This window comes from Luteibacter sp. E-22 (assembly GCF_049913125.1).
GTDB lineage: Bacteria > Pseudomonadota > Gammaproteobacteria > Xanthomonadales > Rhodanobacteraceae > Luteibacter.
The window spans coordinates 3,480,827-3,501,728 of record NZ_CP183975.1; the positions used below are offsets into that span (position 1 = coordinate 3,480,827).

Annotated in this window: 17 protein-coding genes; 11 read left to right on the top strand and 6 right to left on the bottom strand. The window is 65.8% G+C overall.

The window, feature by feature from the left end; translation table 11 throughout:
• Positions 1 to 45: 45 nt before the first annotated feature.
• The 7 genes from ACN9M2_RS15565 to ACN9M2_RS15595 are packed head-to-tail and all read left to right on the top strand — an operon-like array spanning position 46 to position 7,698.
• A complete protein-coding gene (locus tag ACN9M2_RS15565; RefSeq protein WP_426285543.1) occupies positions 46 to 1,194 on the top strand; it encodes a DUF819 domain-containing protein in 1,149 nt (382 codons plus the stop codon).
• A gap of 14 nt (positions 1,195 to 1,208) precedes the next feature.
• Positions 1,209 to 2,603: an SH3 domain-containing protein gene (locus ACN9M2_RS15570; RefSeq protein WP_426285544.1), complete on the top strand. Its 1,395-nt coding sequence runs from the start codon at positions 1,209 to 1,211 to the stop codon at positions 2,601 to 2,603.
• A gap of 19 nt (positions 2,604 to 2,622) precedes the next feature.
• Entirely contained in the window at positions 2,623 to 3,714 is a 1,092-nt protein-coding gene (locus tag ACN9M2_RS15575) for a dipeptide epimerase (RefSeq protein WP_426285545.1), read from the top strand.
• Between the two features lie 11 nt (positions 3,715 to 3,725).
• Entirely contained in the window at positions 3,726 to 4,571 is an 846-nt protein-coding gene (locus ACN9M2_RS15580; protein WP_426285546.1) for a MurR/RpiR family transcriptional regulator, read from the top strand.
• A gap of 12 nt (positions 4,572 to 4,583) precedes the next feature.
• Positions 4,584 to 5,345 (top strand): L,D-transpeptidase family protein, encoded by a 762-nt coding sequence (locus ACN9M2_RS15585; RefSeq protein ID WP_426285547.1) that lies wholly within the window; start codon positions 4,584 to 4,586, stop codon positions 5,343 to 5,345.
• Positions 5,342 to 6,577: a dicarboxylate/amino acid:cation symporter gene (locus ACN9M2_RS15590; RefSeq protein ID WP_426285548.1), complete on the top strand. Its 1,236-nt coding sequence runs from the start codon at positions 5,342 to 5,344 to the stop codon at positions 6,575 to 6,577. The genes ACN9M2_RS15585 and ACN9M2_RS15590 overlap by 4 nt, the downstream gene beginning before the upstream one ends.
• The gene (locus ACN9M2_RS15595; RefSeq protein ID WP_426285549.1) at positions 6,574 to 7,698 is read left to right on the top strand and encodes an NAD(P)/FAD-dependent oxidoreductase; all 1,125 of its coding nucleotides are present in this window, start codon (positions 6,574 to 6,576) and stop codon (positions 7,696 to 7,698) included. The genes ACN9M2_RS15590 and ACN9M2_RS15595 overlap by 4 nt, the downstream gene beginning before the upstream one ends.
• A gap of 246 nt (positions 7,699 to 7,944) precedes the next feature.
• Here ACN9M2_RS15595 and sucD read toward each other — a convergent pair whose 3' ends face one another.
• Complete coding sequence (sucD, locus tag ACN9M2_RS15600; protein ID WP_371025111.1) at positions 7,945 to 8,820, bottom strand: succinate--CoA ligase subunit alpha; 876 nt, start codon at positions 8,818 to 8,820, stop codon at positions 7,945 to 7,947.
• 14 nt (positions 8,821 to 8,834) lie between these two features.
• Positions 8,835 to 9,995 (bottom strand): ADP-forming succinate--CoA ligase subunit beta, encoded by a 1,161-nt coding sequence (gene sucC / locus ACN9M2_RS15605; RefSeq protein WP_426285550.1) that lies wholly within the window; start codon positions 9,993 to 9,995, stop codon positions 8,835 to 8,837.
• A 235-nt stretch (positions 9,996 to 10,230) separates the two neighbouring features.
• Between sucC and ACN9M2_RS15610 the strand changes: the two genes are divergently transcribed.
• From ACN9M2_RS15610 to ACN9M2_RS15625, 4 genes are all read left to right on the top strand, one after another.
• On the top strand, positions 10,231 to 11,874 hold the full coding sequence (locus tag ACN9M2_RS15610) for a sensor histidine kinase (RefSeq protein ID WP_426285551.1): 1,644 nt from the start codon (positions 10,231 to 10,233) through the stop codon (positions 11,872 to 11,874).
• Between the two features lie 67 nt (positions 11,875 to 11,941).
• Positions 11,942 to 13,336, top strand: coding sequence for a sigma-54-dependent transcriptional regulator (locus ACN9M2_RS15615; RefSeq protein ID WP_426285552.1), 1,395 nt, complete (start codon positions 11,942 to 11,944; stop codon positions 13,334 to 13,336).
• Between the two features lie 157 nt (positions 13,337 to 13,493).
• Positions 13,494 to 13,922, top strand: a complete 429-nt coding sequence (locus ACN9M2_RS15620; protein ID WP_426285553.1) for a DUF3757 domain-containing protein — start codon at positions 13,494 to 13,496, stop codon at positions 13,920 to 13,922.
• Positions 13,923 to 13,933: 11 nt separating this feature from the next.
• A complete protein-coding gene (locus ACN9M2_RS15625) occupies positions 13,934 to 14,428 on the top strand; it encodes a hypothetical protein (RefSeq protein ID WP_426285554.1) in 495 nt (164 codons plus the stop codon).
• A 77-nt stretch (positions 14,429 to 14,505) separates the two neighbouring features.
• Here ACN9M2_RS15625 and ACN9M2_RS15630 read toward each other — a convergent pair whose 3' ends face one another.
• The 4 genes from ACN9M2_RS15630 to ACN9M2_RS15645 form a co-directional block, all read right to left on the bottom strand.
• Positions 14,506 to 16,062 carry a response regulator gene (locus tag ACN9M2_RS15630; RefSeq protein ID WP_426285555.1) on the bottom strand — a complete coding sequence of 519 codons (1,557 nt, stop codon included), beginning with the start codon at positions 16,060 to 16,062 and terminating at the stop codon, positions 14,506 to 14,508.
• A 25-nt stretch (positions 16,063 to 16,087) separates the two neighbouring features.
• Complete coding sequence (locus ACN9M2_RS15635) at positions 16,088 to 16,534, bottom strand: response regulator (protein WP_371024531.1); 447 nt, start codon at positions 16,532 to 16,534, stop codon at positions 16,088 to 16,090.
• Complete coding sequence (locus ACN9M2_RS15640; protein WP_426285556.1) at positions 16,531 to 18,327, bottom strand: ATP-binding protein; 1,797 nt, start codon at positions 18,325 to 18,327, stop codon at positions 16,531 to 16,533. Before ACN9M2_RS15640 ends, ACN9M2_RS15635 begins: the two co-directional genes overlap by 4 nt.
• Before the next feature lie 223 nt (positions 18,328 to 18,550).
• Entirely contained in the window at positions 18,551 to 20,899 is a 2,349-nt protein-coding gene (locus tag ACN9M2_RS15645; RefSeq protein ID WP_426285557.1) for a GH92 family glycosyl hydrolase, read from the bottom strand.
• Positions 20,900 to 20,902: the final 3 nt, after the last annotated feature.

The window sequence follows — 20,902 nt, forward strand, 5'->3', positions numbered from 1 at the left end:
AGATATTCCTCACGACCGTCGCGACACCACCCGGGGAGGGGACGCGTGATCCAGTCGGTTTGGCCTTACCTGGCCGTGATGCTGCTTGCCGCCGGCTTCTGGCCCGCGATCGAACGGCGTTTCGGCTGGAAGGTATTCGAGATCCTTCCGCCCATCGTCCTCACCTACCTCACCGTGACGGCCTTGTCGGTCGCCGGCTTCTGGACCGCCTCGCCAGAAATCCATGCGGCGCAGAACATGCTCGTGGCCCGGCTGGTGCCGGCACTGCTCTTCCTGCTGATGATCAACTGCGACCTTCGCGCGATCCTCGCGCTGGGGCCGCGCGTGCTCGGCGTCTTCGTCTGCACCTCGATCAGCCTGTTCATCGCCTTCGTGCTCACCTTCCTGATCTACCGCCACTGGATGCCCGGCACGGGATGGATGCCACTCGCTTCGTTGTCGGGCAGCTGGATGGGTGGCACGGCGAACATGATCGCGGTGAAGCAGGCCATCGGCATGTCGGACACGTCGCTGGCGACCACCCTGCTCACCGACGCCTTGTGCTATTCGATGTGGGTGGTGGTGCTGTTCGCGGTGGCCCGCCTCGCTCCGGCCTTCAATCGCTGGACCAGGGCGCAGTCCAGCGCGAGCCTGACCGTGGCGGAGACAGCGGTCCGCGCGCCCGCCACGTCCGACAGCGTATTGCTCTGGCTGGGCCTCGCCCTGCTCGTCGCCGCCGTGTCCGCGGTGCTCGGCGCGAGGCTGCCCGTAGGCAGCATGGTATCGCCCACGACATGGACGATCCTGATCGCGACCGTGGCCGGCCTTGTCGCCGCGCATACGCCACTGGCCCGCCTGCCCGGTGCGCAGGCGGTCTCGAGCGCGATGCTGATTTCAGTCGTCGCCGTGCTCGCCTCGCAAAGCAGCTTCGCCGGCATCGCCGCGGCGCCGCTCTACCTGCTCGCCGGCGTCACGGTGATCGCCGTGCATGCGGTACTTCTCAGCCTGGCCGCGCGCCTCTTCCATTTCGACCTGTATCTCTGCGGCATTTCCTCGTTGGCCCATATCGGCGGCGTGGCCGCCACCCCGGTGCTCGCGGCCACGTATTCGCGTTCGCTGGTGCCGGTGGGCGTCCTGCTCGCCCTGCTCGGTTATATCCTCGGCACTGGCTTCGGTCTCGTCGTCGCCGCGGTGCTCTCGGCGCTGGCTTCCTGACCAAGGATCTCGCTATGAACCTGCTTCGCCCCACCCTGTTCGCCACCCTGCTCGCGTTGACCGTGGGTGGCGCGTATGCGACCCCGCGCGACATGCCGGTACCGCCATCGGGCATCCTCGGCGTCACCGATGCGCAACTCTCGCCGGACTTCTGGGTCGCGCGACTTCCGGATGCGGACAAGCTCGTGCTCGATGCCGCCGCCATCGCCGCGATCAACGAGCGCGTGGCGCGGCTGGACCCGTCGATGCACGACATCCGCCACCTCCCGGCCTCGTTGCCACGGGAGCAGGTGAAAGGCTGGATCGAGAAGCTGACGTCACGGCCAAGCAAGCCCTTGTTCGATGTGGAGGGCAAACCCGTGACCGCCCCGGCGATCGACGCCGTGATGGACAACGCCGCGATCGACGGCATTCCCGCGCAGGTGACGCCGCGTTATGGCATGGCCGTGCGTCGCGGTGCCCTGCGAGGCTATCCCACCGACCTGCGCGTGTTCAGCCATGCCGACGACACCGACATCGACCGCTTCCAGGAAAGCACGCTGTTCCCCGGCGATCCGCTCGTGGTGGTGCATGCGAGCAAGGACGGCAAGTGGGTGTTCGTCGTCAGCCCGCGCTACGCGGCGTGGATGCACACGGAAGACGTGGCCTACGGCGATGCCGCGACCATCTTCACCCATGCCGATGCCACGCCGTACCGGATCGTCACCGGCGCGAAGACGCTCACCGTCTACACGCCGGAAGCGCCCGCCCTCTCGGAATTCCAGCTGGACATGGGCACGCGCGTACCGCTCGACACCTCCTTGCCGCCGGACCAGCCGGTGAACGGACAGAGCCCCTACACCTCGTGGGTACTGAGCCTGCCGGTGCGAGGCACCGATGGCGCGCTCTCGTTCCACCCGGCCCTGCTCCAGCGAAACCAGGATTCCGCGGCCGACTACCTGCCCTTGACCCGGGCGAACATCATCCGCCAGGCATTCAAGTTCCTCGGCGAACGCTATGGCTGGGGTCACGCGTACAACGGCCGCGATTGCAGCGGTTTCGTCTCGGACGTCTACCGCAGCATGGGCGTGCAGATGCCGCGCAACACGCGCGACCAGAGCATCAGCCCCGGGCTTGCCCATACCGTCTACACCGACAAGGACAGCCACGAGGCACGGGTGAAGGCCGCGAAGGCGCTCGAGGTGGGTGACCTGGTCTACATCCCCGGCCACGTGATGATGGTGATCGGCAAGATCGACGGCGAACCCTATGTCATCCACGATGTCGGCGGCATGAGCTACAAGCAGGCCGACGGCACATTGCGGCACATCAAGCTCAACGAGGTCTCGGTGACACCTCTCCTGCCCATGATGGCCAGCGGCGACAAGACCTTCGTCGACCGCATGACCAGCATCGTCCGCATCCGTTAACCCTGCCCAGCGAGATTCCATGAAGATCACCGACATCCGCTTCGGCATGCTGCGCGTACCGCTGAAGACCCCCTTCAAGACGGCGCTGCGCACGGTCGACAAGGTCGAAGACATCGTCGTGATGGTGCATACCGATGACGGCCACGTGGGCTATGGCGAGGCGCCAGCCACGGCGGTCATCACCGGTGACACGCACGGCTCCATCGTCGACGCCATCCGCCACTACATCGCACCCCGCCTCATCGGCCAGGACATCGCCGACCTCAACCGGATCACCAAGCTGATCCAGGGCACCATGGAGAAGAACACGAGCGCCAAGGCCGCCGTGGAGATCGCCGTCTACGATCTCTGGGGCCAACTGTACGGCGCGCCGCTGTACAAGCTGCTCGGCGGCGGCGATCCGGTCATCACCACCGACATCACCATCAGCGTCGACTACATCGACAAGATGGTGGCCGATTCCATCGCCGCGGTGGACCGCGGCTTCGAATCGCTCAAGATCAAAGTGGGCAAGGACATCGGCGTGGACATCGAACGTGTCCGCGCGATCTACGCCGCCGTGGAAGACCGCGCCCTGCTCCGCCTCGACGCGAACCAGGGATGGACCGCCAAGGAAGCGGTCTACGCGCTGCACACGCTGGAAGATGCCGGCGTTCGCCTGGAACTGGTCGAGCAGCCGGTGAAGGCGCGCGACCTGGAAGGCATGCGCTATGTGACGGAGCGCGTGCATACGCCGATCATGGCCGACGAGAGCGTGTTCGGCCCCGCCGAGGTGATGGAGCTGATCCGCATGCGCGCCGCCGACATCATCAACATCAAGCTGATGAAGACCGGCGGCATATCCAATGCCATCCGCATCGCCGACATCGCCGGCCTCTACGGCATCGAGTGCATGATCGGCTGCATGCTGGAAACCAGCATCAGCGTCGCCGCCGCCGTGCACGTGGCGGTCGCCAAATCCGACGTGATCACCAAGGTGGACCTGGATGGACCCTCGCTGTGCGCGTACGACCCCGTGGACGGCGGTGTGAACTTCAACGAGTCGGAGATCTCCATCAGCGATGCGCCGGGGCTGGGCATCCGCGAGATCCGCGGCCTCCAGCCACTCTGAGGGCCGCCGCCATGTCGCCGCTGGTGAAGATCCGTTCCGAACGCGACCGCATGTCGGCGGTGGAGCGGCGCATCGCCGACTTCATCCTCGAGAACGCCCAGCTGCTGCGCGACTATTCCTCGCAGCAGTTGGCCAACGCGCTAGGCATCAGCCAGTCCAGCGTGGTGAAGTTCACCCAGAAGCTCGGCTTCCGCGGCTATCCAGACCTGAAGTATTCCGTCGGCGAGGCCATCGGACGCACCGACGAAGGCGACGGCGAGACCGCTCCACTCGCTGAACGTCCGGGTGGCGACCCGCTGGGTGCGGCACTCTGGCAACGCAAGGCGCGCGCCGAAGAGGCGACGCGCCACATCAACAGTCCCGAGACCTTGCATGCGGTGGTCGACGCGATCGATTCGGCGGGCAAGGTCTTCCTCATCGGGCTAGGCGAGGACGACCTGCACGCGCGCGGCTTCGCCGTGCGACTGTCGCTGTTGGGTGTCGTGGCCATCCGACACTTCGACGTGAGCCGCATGGCCGCGCAAGTGACCATGTCGTCGCCGGGCGACGTCCTCATGGTGTTCTCCGAACAGGGCAAGCACCCCGCGCTGACCAAGATCGCCCGCTATTTCCGCGAGCGGCGCGGGCGCGTGGTGACCGTCACGCGGCATACCTCCAACCCCGTACGCGCGCTCGCCGATATCGCACTGGCTGTGGCGGCGCACGACGATGCGTCCTACGTCCAGTCACTGATCTACCAGTCCACCGTGCAACAGTTGCTCGACACCGTGTTCGTGCACCTGTGCGAGGGAGACGAGGCCCGCCATGCCCGCCTCGTGCAAAACCTCGATCGCATCCAGCAGATGCTCGAACCCTGACCGGACCACCCCATGCCCTTCTCCCGAACGCTCCCACGCCTGCTCGGCCTCGCCGCCCTTGTCCTCGCCGTATCCAGCACGGCGTTCGAGACGCCCGCCGCCTGGTCGGTGTCCCGGCAGATGATCGTGGTGACCACCGACGGGTGGGATGTCGACCACGGAACGCTCCGCGCGTACGTCCGCGAAGGTACGCGCTGGAAACAGGAAGGCCCGGCCGCCGAGGTGACCATCGGCAAGCACGGCAGCGCGTGGGGCGTCGGGCTCAATCCACCAGAAAAGGACGGACCGGTGAAGAAGGAAGGCGACGGCCGCAGTCCCGCCGGCGTATTCCGTATCGGCCAGGCCTTCGGCTACGCCGAGACGAATCCCACCGCCCTGCCTTATCGCGGCCTCGGCGTATCCGACTATTGCGTGGACGTGGACAGCTCGCCTTACTACAACCAGGTGGTCGATGCGCGTGAGGTCGGCGAGAAGGCGGTGGCAGGCGCGACCGAGCCGATGCGCCGCGACCTGCACTTCGACGGCGACCACGCGTATCGCATCGGCTTCGTCATCGAGCACAACCCCGATGGACGCAAGGGCGCGGGCAGCTGCATCTTCGCCCATCTGTGGAAATCGCCCACATCGCCGACCGCCGGCTGCACGGCCATGACCGACGAGACGATGGAACGCCTGCTCGGCTGGCTCGATCCGGCGAAGAAGCCGGTCTTCGTGCTGCTGCCGAAGAACGAATACGCCCGGCTGCGCGAAGCCTGGAACCTGCCGGCCCCATGACCGCCACCCAACGCATCCTCCTCGGTCTCGCGCTTGGCGCGTTGACTGGCATCGCCCTGGCCACGTGGGCTCCGGGTTCCGCGCTGGCCGTTGCCGATGCCGTACAACCGATCGGCAAACTCTGGCTGAGCGCGTTGCAGATGACCGTGGTGCCGCTCGTGCTCTCGCTGGTCGTCGTCGGTGCGAATACCGCGACCGACGCGGCTGCCTCGGGCCGCATCGCGCGGCGCGCGATCGTCGTGTTCCTGTTGCTGCTTTCGCTCGGTGCGGCGGTGGCGGCCATTGCCGCCCCTGCGTTGTTTACGCTGTTCCCGCGCAGTGGCTCGCTCACCGCCGCGCTCAGCGCCACCGGCGGCCACCTTCCCGCCAGTGCGCCGATCGGCTGGTCGGACTGGTTGGCCGGCATCGTTCCCACCAACGCGATCATGGCGGCGGCGGAGAGTGCCATGCTGCCGCTGGTGGTGTTCGCGATGTTCCTCGGCTTCGCACTCACACGCATCGCCCCCGAGCGGCGCGCACTCGCGATCGAGTTCTTCCGCGCGATCGCCGACGCCATGATCGTGATCGTGCGATGGGTGCTGCTCCTCGCGCCGCTGGGCGTGTTCGCCCTGATCCTCTCCGTGTGCGCGAGAGCCGGCTTGCACATGCTGGGCGCGTTGGGCGTCTATGTGCTGGTCGAATGCATCGTATATCTCATCGTCACCGCCCTGATGCTGGTCGTTGCGCGGGTATGGGGCCGTGAACCGTTCGCACGCTTCGCCTCGGCCATCGCGCCCGCGCAGGTCGTCGCCGCCAGCACGCAGTCGTCGCTCGCCTCGCTGCCGGCGATGATCGAAAGCGCGGACCGGCGACTGGGCTACCCCACGGCGGTGACATCGCTGGTCCTGCCCATGGCGGTGTCGCTGTTCCGCCTTACCAGTCCGGTGCAATACATTGTCTCGGCGAGTTTCATCGCATGGGCCTTCGGCATCGACCTGGGCGTCGCACAATGGGCCGCGGGCGCCGCGCTCGCGGTGGTCATCAGCCTGGGCTCCGTCGGCTTGCCGGGACAGGTCACCTTTATCGCGACGAATGTTCCCGTCGCCCAGGCCATGGGTCTTCCCATCGGACCGCTGGGCATCATGCTCGCGGTGGATACCTTGCCGGATACCCTGGCCACGCTCGGCAACGTCACCGCCGATCTTGCGGCGACCAGCGTCGTCGCCGCGCAATCCCTTAAGGACAAGGCATGAGTGAGAAACATCTTGATGTCATCGTGATCGGTGCCGGCATCGCCGGCGCATCGGTCGCGTGGTTCCTCGCACCGCACGCACGCGTCATGGTGCTCGAGCAGGAGTCCTTCGCCGGCTTCCATACCACGGGGCGCTCGGCCGCTCATTTCAGCGAAAGCTACGGATCGCCCCAGGTACGGATGTTGAGCCGTGCGACCCGGCCCTTCCTCGAACATCCACCCGCTGGATTCGCTGCGCACCCGATTCTTCAGCGTCGCGGCGCGCTCGTAATCGGTGGGATCGCGCAGGCGCAGCGCGTGCACGACGAGTACGAAGCGGTGCGCCGCTTCACGCCTTCGTTGGCGCTGCTCGATCGCGAGCGGATCGCGGCGCTCGTGCCCGTGCTTCGTCCCAAGGCGGCGGAGTTCGCGCTGTTCGAACCGGACTCCGCCGACATCGACGTCAACGAGCTGCACCAGGGCTTCCTGCGTGGTGCGAAAGCGCAAGGTGTCAGCATGCACCTCGATACCCGCGTCCACGCCATGCGTCGCGAAGGCGGCGGATGGGTCGTCAACGAACAATGGCGCGCTCCCGTGGTAGTGAACGCGGCGGGGGCCTGGGCCGACGCCGTGGCCGAACTTGCCGGGGTAACCACCATCGGCCTGGAACCGCGCCGACGTTCCGCCTTCACCTTCGCCGTGCCCGAGGGTGTCGACGCGTCCGAATGGCCCTTCGTCGTGGACATCGACGAGACCTTCTACTTCAAGCCCGATGCGGGCCTGTTGCTGGGCTCCGCGGCCAACGCCGATCCCACCCACCCGCATGACGTGCAACCTGAGGAATACGACATCGCCCTCGGCATTCACCGCATCGAAGAAGCCACGACGATGTCGATCCGCCGCCCCGCCCGTACCTGGGCCGGCCTGCGCAGCTTCGTCGCCGACGGCGATCTCGTCGGCGGCTTCGCGCCGGATGCGCCAGGATTCTTCTGGCTCGCTGCGCAAGGCGGTTACGGCATCCAGACCAGCGCGGCCATGGCCGAAGCCTGCGCATCGATGATCCTGGACAAACCGATGCCGGATCACCTCACGCAGGCAGGCATCACCGCCGAAATGCTCAGCCCCAAAAGGCTCCGCCGATAACCTGACGGAAGAACCTGGTGGGAGACTTGTGGGAGCCGACCTTGTCGGCGATCCCGCGGCAGCAGGCCAGGTTTCCGGAAGGCATCCGATCGTCATGGCAAGCACCCATCGCCGACAGGGTCGGCTCTCACCAGAGCCTGGCAGAACCCAGTCCGTATAGCTCCGCTGCCGGACACTCGCGAAGACACAAAAAAAGCCGCGGCCCGAGGGCCGCGGCTTTTCATCACATACCGAAGTGCGTGACGCTTACTTCTTCATCAGGCCCGCGAGGGTCTTGCCGAGGTCGGCCGGGGACTTGACCGTGGTCACGCCCGCCTTCTCCAGCGCGGCGAACTTCGCCGCCGCCGTGCCCTTGCCGCCGGAGATGATCGCACCGGCGTGGCCCATGCGCTTGCCCGGAGGAGCCGAGGCGCCCGCGATGAACGAGACGACCGGCTTCTTCACGTACTGGCCGATGAACTCGGCCGCGTCTTCCTCGGCGCTGCCGCCGATTTCGCCGACCATGATGATGCCTTCGGTCTGCGGGTCATCCTGGAACAGCTTGAGGCAGTCGATGAAGCTCAGGCCGTTGATCGGGTCGCCGCCGATGCCGATGCAGGTGGACTGGCCGAGGCCTTCGTTCGTAGTCTGGAACACCGCTTCATAGGTGAGCGTGCCCGAGCGCGAAACGATGCCGACCTTGCCCGGCTTGTGGATGTGGCCCGGCATGATGCCGATCTTGCACTCGCCCGGGGTGATGACGCCGGGGCAGTTCGGACCGACCAGGACGACGTCAGGATGCGACTTCAGCACGTTCTTCACGCGCATCATGTCGAGCACGGGGATGCCTTCCGTGATCGCGACGATGACCTTGATGCCACCGTCGATGGCTTCGAGGATCGAGTCGGCGGCGAACGGCGGCGGCACGAAGATCACCGAAGCGTCGGCGCCGGTCTGGTCGACGGCGTCACGCACGGTGTTGAAGACCGGCAGGCCGATGTGCTCGGAACCGCCCTTGCCCGGGGTCACGCCACCGACGATCTTGGTGCCGTAGTCGATCGCCTGTTCGGCGTGGAAGGTGCCCTGCTGTCCGGTGAAACCCTGGACGAGGACCTTGGTGTTCTTGTTGATCAGGACGCTCATGTTGCTTTCGCTCCTCAGGCCGCGGCGGCCACGGCCTTTTGGGCCGCATCGTTGAGATCGTCGGCCGGCGTGATCGCCAGGCCCGAGTTGGCCAGCAGTTCGCGGCCCTTCTCGACATTGGTGCCTTGCAGGCGCACGACCACCGGAATTTTCAGGCCCACTTCCTTCACGGCCGCGATGATGCCTTCGGCGATCAGGTCGCAACGCACGATGCCGCCGAAGATGTTGACCAGGATGGCCTTCACCTTGTCGGATGAGAGGATGAGCTTGAACGCCTCGGTGACGCGCTCCTTGGTGGCACCGCCGCCCACGTCGAGGAAGTTGGCCGGCTCGCCGCCCGCCAGCTTGATGACGTCCATCGTGGCCATCGCCAGACCGGCGCCGTTGACCATGCAGCCGATCGTGCCGTCCATCGTCACGTAGTTGAGGTTGTGCTGGACGGCGGCCGCTTCGGCGGCGTCTTCCTGCGTGAGGTCGCGCATGGCGGCGAGGTCCGGGTGACGGAACTCGGCGTTGTCGTCGGAGTTCACCTTGCCATCGAGGGCGGCGAGGTTGCCGTCGGCGAGGATCGCCAGCGGGTTCAGTTCGACGAGGGCGAGGTCCTTCTCGTTGAAGAGCTTGTAGAGGCCCATCATGATCTTGACGAGCTGGCCCACCTGCTTCGGATTCAGGTCCATCTTGAACCCGAGGTCACGGCACTGGTACGGCTGCAGGCCTTCGACGAAGTCCACCACGATGGTGTGGATGTCTTCCGGCGTGTCGTGGGCGACCTGCTCGATGTCGACGCCGCCGTGCTTGGAGGCGATGAACGAGATCGACTTGGTGTCGCGATCGGTGAGGATCGAGAGGTACAGTTCCTTCGCGATGTCGGTCGCGTCGGTGACCAGGACCAGGTTCACCGGCAGCGCACGGCCGGCCGACTGGTAGGTTTCCATGTTCGTACCGAGCATGCCCTTGGCGGCGGCGCGGACGTCATCGAGGCTGCGGCAGAACTTCACGCCGCCGGCCTTGCCGCGGCCACCGGCATGGATCTGGGCCTTGACCATCCACTGGGTACCGCCAAGGTGCTTGGCGGCATCGACGGCGGCGTCGGGAGAGTTGGCAATCTTGCCCGGCGGCACGGCGATACCGTACTTGGCGAACAGTTCTTTAGCCTGGTACTCGTGGAAATTCATTCGATACCTCGAGCGAACGGAGAAAACGTGTGAAAGCGTGCGGGCGGCGAGGCTCGCACGGGGAGGGGGGATGAATCGATTGCGCCAATTTCACGCAATACGGCCGCGTATTTTCCCGGAAGGCGCCCCGGATGGAAAGGGGCGATGCCGCATTCGCCGGTGGACGGCGCCGCCGGCCCCCCTATACTGATGGCCATCCACGGCCCCGGGGGGCCCACGGCGGAGAAGCATCCAGGTGTCCACGCCCGCGTCGACCATCGCCGTCCGAGCTAGCGCGAACCAGTCCACCGCTCGCCACGAACTCTTCTTTTTCAATTACTTCCGACTCGGCCAGGCCGCGGTCTACACCGCGCTGGCGTTCCGCCCCGAGCACATGAACTGGCCGGCCCTGCCGGAACCGGTATTCGCCCGCCTGTTCGCCCTGGCCTACCTGCTGGCCGCCCTGGTGATGGTGGCCCGCACCCGGCAAACCCTCAACCGGCCGGTGCTGATCGTGTCGATCGGCCTCACCCTGGATATCGCCGCGGCCCTGCTGGCCCTGGTGTTGATGCACGACGTGCGCATGGGCGTGGCCATGATGCTGGCCGTGAACATCGCCACCGGCGCCTTGCTGCTGCCGTTCCGCCTGTCGATGTTCTTCGCCGCGCTGGCCACCCTCGGCATGCTCGGACACTCGGTCTTCGACCTGGATTCGGCCGACGGCACCGATCGCGAGATGGTCGAATACGGCCTCTTCGGCGCCGCCTATTTCGCCTGCGCCTCGTTGTGCTACGTGCTGGGCCGCAATATCCGGGCTTCCGAGGCGCTGGCCGAGCAGCGCGGCATCGACCTGGCCAACCTGTCCCAGGTCAACGAACTGATCATCCGGCGCATGAAGACCGGCGTGTTGCTGGTGGACGAAAGCAACCGTATCCACCAGCTCAACGAATCGGCCTGGATGCTGATGGGCAATCCTTCCGCCGAGCAGCGCGACCTCGGCAGCCTCGCGCCCGAACTGTCGCGGCGCCTGTACCACTGGCGCACTTCCGGCAAGCTCGACGAGAGCGCCACGATGCTCGCCGACGGCACCCCGGAAGTCGTGCCGCGCTTCTCGCGCCTGGCGCCGAACGACGATTCGCACGTGCTGATCTTCCTCGACGACACCTCCCTCGTGTCGCGCCGTGCCGAGGAACTCACCCTCAGCTCGCTGGGGCGGTTGTCCGCCTCGATCGCCCACGAGATCCGCAATCCGCTGGCCGCGATCCACTATTCGGCCCAGCTGCTGGCGGAATCCACGGACATGAACGACACCGACCTGCGCATGGTCGAGATCATCAACAACCATTGTTCGCGCCTCAACGAGATCATCGAGAACATCCTGCAACTCTCGCGGCGCGAGCGTTCGCGCCCGGAGACCCTCGATCTGGGCAAGTGGGTGCACCACTTCGTCACCGAGTACCGCCAGGGCAACGACCTGGGCTCGGACATCCTGCGCGCGGTATCCGGCAGCGAGCCGGTCGCCGCCGTGGCCGACCCCCAGCACCTGCAGCAGGTGATCTGGAACCTGGTGCAGAATGCGCTGCGCTACGGCCGCCTGCCCGGCGAGCCGGCGCGGGTGATGCTGGTGGCCCGGCACTCCGAGGCCGGCATCCCCATCCTCGAGGTGATCGACCGCGGCCCGGGCATCCCGCCCAAGGTAGCCGCGCAAATTTTCGAGCCGTTCTTCACCACGCACGAATACGGCACGGGACTGGGCCTCTACCTCGCCCGGCAGATGGCCGAGGCCAACCAGGCGGCCCTGGAATACGTGCGCGTGGCCGGCGGCGGCAGCTGCTTCCGCATCAGCCTGACGCCGCCCGCACGCACGGCCGTCGCGGCGCCTCTGGCGGCACGCGCGTGAATCCCGCCCTTTGCGTATCCCGCCCGGGCGGTTACATTTGGACTATTCACCGAACCTGTCGGACCTAATGAGCAAGCAGACCGTACTGGTCATCGACGACGAACGGGACATCCGCGAGTTACTGACCATCACACTCGGTCGAATGGAACTCGACGTCGACGCCGTGGGGAGCGTCAGCGAAGCGCGGAGCGCACTGGCGGCCCGGCGTTACGACCTGTGCTTCACCGACATGCGGCTGCCCGACGGCAGCGGCCAGGAGATCATCGAGCTGATCGCCGCCAACCATCCGGACATGCCGGTGGCGATGATCACGGCCTATGGCAATGTCGACGCGGCGGTCAATGCACTCAAGGCGGGTGCCTTCGATTTCGTCTCCAAGCCGGTGGACATCCATTTGCTGCGCCGCCTCGTGCGTACGGCGCTTCGCTTGTCCGAGGAGCGCAAGGCGGGTGGCGGCAGCAAGACCTCGCCCGGCGCCGATCGCCTGATCGGCGATTCCACCGCGATGACCGAAGTGCGCGGCAAGATCGCCAAGCTCGCACGCAACCAGGCACCGGTCTACATCGCTGGCGAGTCCGGTGTGGGCAAGGAACTGGTCGCCCGCCTGATCCACGAGATGGGGCCGCGTGCGACCGGCGCCTTCGTACCGGTGAACTGCGGCGCGATTCCGTCCGAGTTGATGGAAAGCGAGTTCTTCGGCCATCGCAAAGGCAGCTTCACGGGCGCGCATGTCGACAAGGAGGGCCTGTTCCAGGCCGCCCAGGGCGGCACGCTGTTCCTGGACGAAGTAGCGGAACTTCCCTTGCACATGCAGGTGAAGCTGCTGCGCGCCATCCAGGAAAAAGCGGTGCGCCCCATCGGCGGTCGCGACGAGATTCCGGTGGACGTCCGCATCCTCTCCGCCACGCACAAGAACCTCGCCGCGCTGGTGGAGCAAGGCCTGTTCCGGCAGGATCTCTTCTACCGCATCAACGTCATTGAACTGCGCGTCCCGCCGCTGCGTGAGCGTCGCGGCGACGTGCCGAAGCTGGCGGACTTCATCCTCCGCCAGCTGGCCACCGAAGCCGGCGGCGAACCCGGCCGCCTGCGCCCGGAAGCCCTTGCCGCGCTGGAGGCCTACCAATTCCCCGGCAATGTCCGCGAACTGGAAAACATCCTCGAACGCGCCATGGCGATGTGCGAAGGCGACACGATCGAAGCCGAAGACCTGATGCTGCCGCAACGCACCGTCACGCCGGCGCTGGCCGCCGTGACCGAAGCCGCCGTCCCGGCTTCCGCGGCACACGCCGTACGCAGCGCCGCGACCGACGGCTCGCTTGAGGATTACATCTCCAATATCGAGCGCGACACGATCATCAAGGCGCTGGAAGAGTCCCGCTACAACAAGACGGCGACGGCGAAGAAGCTGGGGATCACATTCCGCGCGCTGCGGTACAAACTGAAGAAGCTCGGCATCGACTGAGGCACCATCGGCACGGATTCGTGCCGAGAGGGCAATATCTGACAAACGCGCCCGGACTTCGCCGACGGCGCCACCATCGCTCGATGCCCATACTGCCTGATAGCCCGTCGCCGCCCCGGCGATGTTGGCGCCCTTCCCACATGGAGAGGAGTCAGTCATGCGCGCACTGTTCGGCGTCATCGCGACGCTTATATCCCCCGTCACCGCGGCCTATGTCATCGAACATTGCCCGCAACCATCGACGATCGTGAATCATCATGGCGTCCACAAGGCAACGGCACAGGACTCACGATACGAATGGGTAGGTGTCGCACCCGCGGGAAACGATGGCAACGTGCTTCGCTTCGAGGAAGCGGTCTTCTATCCCGGCGGTGAAACCGCAACCGATGGCGAGCTGGCCCGTTGCAGCTACAAGCTGGAACGTGGCGCATTGGACATGGCTTACCTGGATACGTCCGGAAGACCGAAAGTCCGCTTGCACGACCGCCATGCGTGGACGCGCGAGCTGGGTCCCTTCGGCATCGTGTATCACAAGTGCACCGCAACGGATGGCGTCGGGTGCACGTTCCGGGCAGTTGAAGAATGAGTGGAAACCCAATGAAACCCTGTCATGTCACCCTGCGAGCAACGCTGCTCGCGCTCGCCGCCATGTCGTTCCCCGCGATCGCCGGCGTAACGCAATCATGTGGATACTCGTGGCCGTCCATCCCGGGGTCCGGCCCCGAGCCTCGCATCTATTCCGTCTGGTCCGAAGCCGACGAACGCATTGAATTCCTGGGCGTACCGCTGCCTGCCGCGACCACCATCGATCACCGTGGTGAGATGAGCATCTTCGTCGATGTGCTGGATACATTCACGACGATCCCCGTGAAGGCCATGCTTGACGGACGCGAGATCGACGTACCGATGGCTGCCGAAGGCCGCTGCTCGCCGGATGGCATCGCCGTGCTGGAATGCCCGAGCGGGGCGCGCCCCAATCTGCGACTCCGCCATTTCGTCCTGCCTACGCAGAACGGAGGCCAGTTCACGTATGTCGTTCGCGAACGGGACGATCCATCGAAGACGCACACCGCCACCCTTCGTATCCGCTGAACGCGGAACCGTGGAAACCGGGTTCCAGGCGGTGCGGGCGACGAATCCCGACATCATCTTCGGGTTTGCAGATCGAGTCAGCGCGCCCGGCCGTCGCTCGCCTCCAACGCCTCGCGCACCTTTCGCAGCAGCGCCCTCGACTGCACCGGCTTCTCGATCACATACAGGTGATCGAGCTGCGGCAATTCGTCGAGGTTCGGTGGTGCGTCCGGCCGCGCCAGCAACAACACCGCGCCGCCGTAGCCATGGTCGAGCAAGGCGGCCAAGGTGCGAACGCCGGTGAACAGGTTCATATCGGCGTCCATCACCACGAGGTCCGGCACGCCGTGTGCCTCGATCCACTGCAACGCGGCCGTGCCGCTCTGGCTCGCACCGGCCTGATAGCCGTAGGCATCGAGTGTGTCGACCAGCAGCGATAGCTGCACCGCCTCCTCCACCACCACCAGCACGCGCTCCGCTTCGCCTTGCAGGCTTGCGTCCATGGCTTGCGGTTCGATGTGGTCGCCGTCCTCGCTGCGCAGGGGCAGATAGAGATGGAATGCCGTGCCCTCACCGGCCTGGCTGCGCACACGCATGAGGCCGCCGTGACTGGCGACGATGCGCTTGCAGGACAACAGGCCCAGGCCCGTCCCCGTCTCCTTGGTGGTGAAGAACGGTTCGAACAGGCGCTCCAGGACTTCGGGCGGCATGCCGTGCCCGCTGTCGACGACCGAAAGCCGCAGGTAGCGCCCAGGCGCCGCTTGCTCGCCATCGGAGAAAAAATCCTCGGGCAGGCTGACCAGGTCCGTCTCGATGCGCAGCACGCCTCCCTCGGGCATCGCCTGGATGGCGTTGAGGCAGAGATTGAGCAGGCACTGCTGCAGTTCGGTGTGGTTGCCCTCGAACGCCACGTCCGGATCGAACACGTCCACGTCCATCCGTACCGTACGCGGAATGCTTCCTTGCAGGAGCAGGTTCAGCGCCTCAAGCAAGGCACCGAGCTTCACCTGCTCCGCGCGCCGCGCGCCGCGCGCGAAGGAAAGCATCGAGGAAACCATTTCCAATCCACGGCGCCCGCAGTCGCGCACCAGGGTGCCGAGCCTCGCGAGGCGCGGGTCGTCCGCGTAGTCTTCCAGCGTGTCGCCGGCAAGCAAGAGCGGCTGCAGCAGGTTGCGCAGGTCGTGGCTGAGGCCACCCGCCAGCAAGGCGAGGCTCTCGAACCGCTGCGCACGAATGAGTTCCTGTTCCGCGCGGGCGCGGGCGCGCTGCTCTTCCGCCTCGCGCAGGGCGCGGCGAACCGCGCTGGCGAGACGCGCGGTGTTGTGCTTCAGGATGTAATCGGTGGCCCCGTTGCGCAATGCCTCGATCGCCGCTTCCTCGCCGAGGGTGGCGGAGATGAAGATGAAGGGAACATCGGAGCCACGCTCGCGCAGGATCTGCAATGCACGCTCGCCGCTGAAGACCGGCATGCTGAGATCGGACAGCACGATGTCCGGATGAAACTCGTCGAGGGCGGCGATATAGGCCTGCTCGTCGTCCACCAGTCTTGTCTCGTACTCGATCCCGTCCTGGTCGAGTTCGGTCAGCACCAGCTCCGCATCGAGGGGACTATCCTCGACCTGGAGAATCCTGACCTTCTGGCCTTGCCCGCCCATGTGCCGTCCCGTCCGTCGTCGCGTGTCATTCGCCGTCCGGGCGCTGGTTGAGCACCGCCCAGAAGTGGCCCAGGGTCTGTACCGCCGTGAAGAACTGTTGCACGTCCACCGGCTTCAGCACATACGCATTGACGCCGAGATCCCAGCTGCGCGCAAGATCGCTTTCTTCACGGGACGAGGACAGGATCACCACCGGCAGGCGCTTCCAGCGTTCTTCGGTACGCAGTTGCTTGAGTACTTCCAGGCCATCCATGCGCGGCATCTTGATGTCGAGCAGGATCACGGAGGGATCTCCCTCCGGACGATCGGCGAAGGCTCCACGGCGGTACAGCCAGTCGAGGCAGTCGACGCCATCCTCCACATGGACGACGGGATTGGCGAGCTTGGCCTCGCGAAGGGCGTCGATGGCCATCTCGGCATCGGCCAGGGAGTCTTCGACGAGGAGGATGGTTCGCAGGTCGCGCTTGTTCATGTGTCACCCGTTCTGGAGCCCGGCACATCGGATGCCGGAAGTGAAAAATGGAAAGTGGCGCCTTGGTCGATTTCGCCCTCGGCCCAGGTGCGGCCGCCGTGGCGAGAGATGATGCGCCTGACATTGGCAAGACCTATGCCATTGCCGGGAAACTCGGAAGCGCGGTGCAAGCGCTGGAACACGCCGAACAACTTGCCGGCGTATTTCATGTCGAAACCCGCGCCGTTGTCGCGCACCGAGAACTGGTAGTCGCCCGCGGGCGTTCGATCCAGCCTCACCTCGATCTGCGCGAACTCGCGATGCGAGGTGTATTTCACCGCATTGCCGAGCAGGTTCTGCCATACGGTGCGAAGCATGTTCTCGTCACCGATCACGATGGGCATCGGCGTGATCTTCCACTCGATGTGGCGATCCTGGGCATCGGTCTCCACCAGTGCCCGGGCTTCCTCCACCAGGGACTGCATGTCGACTGGTTGCAGCCGCAGCGCACCGCGGCCCAGGCGCGAGAACACCAGCAGGTCGTCGATCAGCTGGGCCATGCGCCGTGACGAGCTGCTGATCACGTCGATGTAATGCCGCACGCGATCGTCCGCCTTCTCGCCGAGTTCCACCTCGAGTTTGCCCGCGAATCCCGAGATGTGCCGTAGCGGCGCACGCAGGTCGTGTGACACCGAATAACTGAAGGCTTCCAGTTCGCGGTTCACATCCGAGATCTGCTCCACCTTGCCTTCGAGCTGCCGGTTCAGTTCATTGACCTTCTGCTCCACCAAGGCTCGCGCGGTGATGTCGCTCACCGTCAGCAGCAGGGCCGGGTCGGCGCTGTCGGGCTGCTCGATGCGGCGGGCATTGATCACCACGAAGCGATCGATGCCATCGGCCGTGCGCTGGGTCAGTTCGTAATCCCATAGTTCGCGGTCGCGCGCGATCACGTCGGACAAGCGCTGCAACAACGCGGTGTCGCCCCAAGCGCCGTCACCGATGCGATCGAGCGGCGCGTGCTGGTCGCTTTCGGGATCAAAGCCGTAGAGCTCGGCGAAGGCGGTGTTCACCAGCAACGTACGCAGGTGGCGATCGAGCATCGCGATCGGTTCGCGCACGGCCTGCACGATGAGCTGCGACCGCTTCACCGCGTCGGCCACGCGGGATTCCGCGGCCAGGCGGATGGCGATCTGCCGCTCCGAAACCACGACCACGATGCCGAGTAGCGCTAGCTGCGCCAGCGCGGCGACCAGCAGCACGATGCGGTTGTTCGACGCCAGCTTGGCGGCGTCGGCACGACGGTCGGCGAGCAGCTTCGATTCATCGGCAAGCACCTCGTCGATGGGACCGCGAACCGGAAACAGCTTGCGTGCATCCTCCATCGAGGCGAAGGCGCCGGCGCGATCGCCGGCGGCCAGGCGCTGCAAGGCCTGGTCGGTGAGGGCCATGCGTCCGCTGGCGATCGATTCGAGGGCGCCCAGCCGGGTCAGTTGTGTCGGGTTGTCGCGGGTCATTTCGCGCAAGCCGGCGATGATCCCCGGCACGAACTTGCGCGGTGCCGTGGCGCGTTCGTCCAGCACGGCACTATCGGGCGCACCGGCGATGCGCGCGTACATCGCGGCCTCGCTGCTGCGCAGGATGCCGTCGAGCTGGTACACGCTGGCCTTGATCTCCGCCGTATGGGTGACCCAGTCGCGCGAGTTCAGGGCGTCCTCCGAACTGGAGCGCGTAACGACATACGGCAGCGCCACGATCACGAGTACCGCTGCCAGCAGCCCGACCAGGCGCCAACGCAGTCCGATGCGTTCGATCATGCCTTCCTCATCTCCACGACGATTCCTGCCCGGAAAGGACATTCATTGTAGACGCCGGATGCGTCGCTTCGGTGGATTGCCATCGCCTGCCCTCAGGACGCGCGACGGGTGCGCCCTCTTCCCCGCCGGCTGGCAAGGGAAGAGCGGCACACCCGTCCGTTTGGAGGCGTGCTTAATGCCGAAGGTGTCGTGAAGGGCCTGTGACGGCGCGTGAAGGCCCGGCTCAGTTCGCCGGCGCGCTCATGGAATAGGGCTGGGCACCCTCGCCCGTACCCCACGTCTTCGCCGGCGTTTCCTGCATCGAGAAATGCAGTTCGCCACCCGCGACGATTTCCTCGTGCCGGACGAAGGTCCGCTCCAGTGGCTTGCCGTTGAGCGTGACCTTGCCCACGTACGGATGTTTCGCATCCAGGTGGTCGGCCGTGACGGTGAAGCGCTTGCCTCCGGCGAGGTTGAGCGTGGCCTTTTCCACGAACGGACGACCGATCACGTACTGGTTGCTGCCAGGTGCCACCGGATAGAAACCCAGCGCCGTGAAGATGTACCACGCCGACATCTGGCCGAGGTCGTCGTTGCCGACGAGGCCCGTGGGCGTCGGGGTGTATTGGGTCTGCATGATCTTCATCAGGCGCTCCTGGGTCTTCCAGGGCTGGCCGGCGTAGTCGTAGAGGTAGGCCACCTGGTGGCTCGGCTCGTTGCCGTGCGCGTACCAGCCGATCAAGCCGGTGATGTCCTCGACATGGGCGAACGACTTCGGGTCGACCTTGGCATCGAATACGGAATCCAGCTTGTCGACGAAGGCCTGCTTGCCGCCGAGCGCCTCGATCAGCCCGGCGACGTCCTGCGGCACGTACCAGGAATACTGCCAGGCGTTGCCTTCGGTGTAATCGCTGCCATAGCCAGCGGACGAGGGATCGAACGGCTCGCGGTACGTGCCGTCGCTCTTGCGGGCGCGAAGGAAGCCGGTCTTGGTGTCGAAGCTGTTCTTCCAGTTACCGGCGCGCTTCATGAAGGTCGCGGCGATATCGTCCTTGCCCATGGCCTTGGCCATCTGCGCCAGCGACCAATCGTCGAACGCGTATTCCACCGTCTTGGACGCCGCCTCGGGCTGGCGGTCGATCGGCACGTAGCCGAGCTTCATGTAGTCGTCGAGGCCGCCGTAGGGGCCGTAGGTGGCGCTCGCCACCATCGCATCCAGCGCGGCGTTGGCGTCGTATCCGCGGATACCCTTCATATAGGCATCGGCGATCACCGGTACGGCGTGGTAGCCGATCATGCACCAGGTTTCCATGCCCTGGTACGCCCACACCGGAAGGATGCCGAAGGGGCTGGCCTGGCGGGCGGCGATCAACGAACTGACGAAATCGTTGCTTTTCGCCGGTTCGAGCAGGGTCATCAGGGGCTGCTGCGCACGGTACACGTCCCAGAGCGACCAGGTGGAATAGAAATCGAAGCCCTTGGCGGTATGCACCTGGTTGTCCGGGCCGCGGTACTCGCCATTGACGTCCATCGACAGGCCGGGCGCGATCATCGCGTGGTACAGCGCCGTATAGAACGTCTTGCGGGTCTGCGCGGGCGCCTGCACGTCGACGCTGGAAAGCGCCTTCTCCCAGGCCTGGCGTGCCTCCGCGCGGCGCGCGTCGAAATCGAATCCGGCACCGTCCTTGTCCAGGTTGGCCACCGCGTTGTCCTCGCTGACGGACGACACCGCCACCTTGACGACCAGCGGCTTGCCGAGGTCGCCGAAATCGAACACGCCTTCCAGGGCCCGCCCGCTGATCCCGTCCACGTCGTCGGCACGGTTGCCCGGGCCGCTGAAGCCACGATAAGGGATGGCGGATTCGCGGTTCTTGAGGCTGCGCGAGGCCAGCGGCTGGTTGAAGCGCATGGCGAAATACAGCTGGCGGCCAGGCGCCCAGCCGCGCGTGGTGCGGCCGCCGGTCACCGTGCCGTCGGCGCGGACGCGCAGGGACGACCACAGCACCTTGCCGTCGTAATCGTAGATGCTGGGGCGGAGGTCGAGCAGGAGGTGGGCCGGCTTGCCCTTGGGGAAGGTATACCGGTGCCAGCCCACGCGGGCGCCAGCGGTCAACTCGGCCCGCACGCCGTAGTCGGCCAGCGTGACGGCGTAGTACCCTGCCTCGGCTTTTTCGCTCTTGTGATCGAAGCGCGAGCGATAGCCGCTACCGGGCTGGTCGGGGGAACCGGGATCCAGCTTCACGTCGCCGGCGATGGGCATGACGAGCACGTCGCCCAGGTCGGAATGGCCGCTGCCGGAGAAATGCGTATGGGAGAAACCGAGAATGCTCGAGTCGCCGTACTGGTAGCCAGCGGCCCATTTATAGGCGTGCTTCACGTCCGGCATGGCCGTGTCCGGCGAGAGCTGGATCATGCCGAAGGGCACCGTGGCGCCAGGGAAGGTATGCCCGTCGCCACCCGTGCCGATCATCGGATCGACCGCCGCGAAGGCACTGGACGCCTTGTCGCTCGGGGCCGCCAGCGCGAGCGCGGGCAAGGCGAAGGACAGGGCGGTGGCCAGCAGGCCGTGACGCAGGCGGGTGGTGCTCGACATCGT